Origin of the sequence: Pararhodobacter sp. SW119 (genome assembly GCF_017811755.1) — a bacterium.
Lineage (GTDB): Bacteria > Pseudomonadota > Alphaproteobacteria > Rhodobacterales > Rhodobacteraceae > Pararhodobacter.
Window position 1 is genome coordinate 1 of sequence record NZ_JADDJF010000133.1, and the last position, 2,006, is coordinate 2,006.

Genomic DNA, 2,006 nt, shown 5'->3' on the forward strand with positions numbered 1-2,006 from the left:
ATTCCTGAACCAAAACAAGAACGGATCAGCGTGTGTGCGGCTAGACATGCAGTTCGAGAACCGACATCACCTTTCAAAGCAGTACCTGCTCCATCACAGACAACTAAAACAAGAACGCTTCCATCTTGAGAGGCAACTTCCGCAGCGGCAGCTGAATCCTGTTTTGGCTCTCCGGCTTTGTCGTGTGACGTTCCTTGGACCGTTGCTCCTGCCCAAGTCCATTCCCGACAGATTTCAACCAACCTTTCAGTAACAATTCCCGTCAAGTTGGTGCTGTCCCCCAGCCAGACGGATTCTGAAGCGGCACTTCGTCTCCTGGATTTGACCGTGAAACTGAAGCCAACGATGAAGACAGCCATACAAAGAGTTCGTGAAACTTAAGTCCTTGCAGCTGGAGGGGATCACGCACGCTGACCTCCCGCAGACGACCGAAGTCGGCACCTTCAACACCAACACAAAACAGCGCGAATTTCTTGTCCCGCTCGCCTTGGCGAATCTTAGCTACGGCATCAGACCATTGTGGCTTGTCGGCATCGGTGGGACCACCATCAGTGATCAGGAAAATCCAGGGGCGATAAAAAGCGATACCGTTCCTCCGGTACGCGGCTTTCCTCTCTTCAAGCATATCGAGGCCAGCCAGAATGGCATGGCCCATTGGAGTTGAACCGCTCGTGCCAAGATCCTCTGGCCGAAAATCCCTGCCCGAGATGAAATCCGAATGGACAGCAACGTCAGCACCGAATGTCACAATGCCAATTTCTACACGCTTGCTCGCTAGCGCATCGTTTCCCAGTTCGACCGCAAACTGTTTAATCCCGCGGTTGAGTTCCTGGATTCTCGGTCCACTCATGGAGCTTGAGACGTCCAGAAGCAGCAGACAAGGGCACCGCGCCTCCTCGGGGTCTTCGATAATTGGCAATTGGTCAAAAACGGCCATTTCGCCTTTCCTTCTCCTAGAAGATCGTTTTATAAATACTGATTTCAGAGGTACTCTGTGCACTTATGATCAAATTTGTCCGCAGACATCTTAGCCTACATTCCCCAGGTGGCCTGCCGTTTGACGTCAAGATCGCCTGACGAGGCCGTGAGATCAAGCTCATTTTGCCTTTGCGGTGCCTCAAGCTGTGAACGAGATATAGCTGAAAGTTGGTGATGGCCCCTGAGGGGCGGCATATCATGGCGGTGTTCAGACGCCGTCAGTTCTCCGAAGAGAAAGGGATATGCCACATGACCAAGACTACCATCACGAAGCTGCCCGATCCATCGGGATTTTCGCCTGACCCGCTGACCGAGGTCCTGCGATCCGGTGCGCGACGTTTGATCGAGCAGGCTGTGGAGGCGGAGTTGGCCACGCTGCTCGCGGCCCATGCGGACGAGCAGACGGAGGACGTCCGGGCGCGGCTCGTCCGGCACGGTCATCTGCCGGAGCGCGAGGTGATGACGGGGGTTGCCACGCGACTTCGGAAAGAACGGCCGCAGCCGCTCCATCTGCTTGTCGGTCAACCAATAGAGATCGCTCATCCTGCCCCCTTCGATTTGGGAGCTTGAATCACGCAACCGCTCGGTGCTCAAGCAACTTTATGGGTCCTGAGCCTAGGCAGTTACCTTGCATCACGGGCGGCAACCAAAGAAGTTCGACAGTTAATCGAGTAAGCGATTGATATTGTAGACGCACGAGTTGCGTTTTGGGGTAGTGTCCAGATTCTTTCGCACATTTTCTCAGGCGACGGCTCCGTGGGTTGAGGTGTGCTCCGCGTCGAGTGGGGCCATGTTCATGGGCACCTCGAAAAATTGCCCTGACCTTGCGCTGCGGTACGAGTGTGTTTCCAGTGCTCGGCCGGGAAGTCGTAGAAAAGACCTCTGCGCGACTGCCTATTTTTTTGCGTTTTTGCGTAAAGTAGCCGTGTCTTATGGCCCGCTGGCTTGGCAGCGGACAGGCGGGTTGCGTGGGATGAGTTTATGCGATGGCGGGGGTTTGCGGGGTGAGGATTATCTTGTTCGCGGCT

Annotated in this window: 2 protein-coding genes and 2 pseudogenes; 1 reads left to right on the plus strand and 3 read right to left on the minus strand. The window is 54.9% G+C overall.

What is annotated here, in order from left to right:
- A partial coding sequence (locus IM708_RS20800; RefSeq protein ID WP_209428461.1) for a protein phosphatase 2C domain-containing protein occupies window positions 1-266 on the minus strand: 266 nt, incomplete at its 3' end.
- On the minus strand, window positions 263-937 hold the full coding sequence (locus tag IM708_RS20805; protein ID WP_209428462.1) for a VWA domain-containing protein: 675 nt from the start codon (window positions 935-937) through the stop codon (window positions 263-265). The genes IM708_RS20800 and IM708_RS20805, both read right to left, overlap by 4 nt.
- A gap of 290 nt (window positions 938-1,227) precedes the next feature.
- Here IM708_RS20805 and IM708_RS20810 point away from each other — a divergent pair.
- Window positions 1,228-1,449, plus strand: a pseudogene (locus IM708_RS20810) (IS256 family transposase); the annotation flags it as partial.
- On the opposite strand, the pseudogene IM708_RS20815 reads toward IM708_RS20810, so the two are convergent.
- Window positions 1,441-1,521 (minus strand): annotated as a pseudogene (locus tag IM708_RS20815) (IS5/IS1182 family transposase); the annotation flags it as partial. The pseudogenes IM708_RS20810 and IM708_RS20815 sit on opposite strands and share 9 nt — an antisense overlap.
- Window positions 1,522-2,006: the final 485 nt, after the last annotated feature.

Excerpts from the sequence above, each read along its gene's own strand:
- IM708_RS20805 (WP_209428462.1), bottom strand. The coding sequence starts at position 937 with ATGGCCGTTTTTGACCAATTGCCAATTATCGAAGACCCCGAGGAGGCG.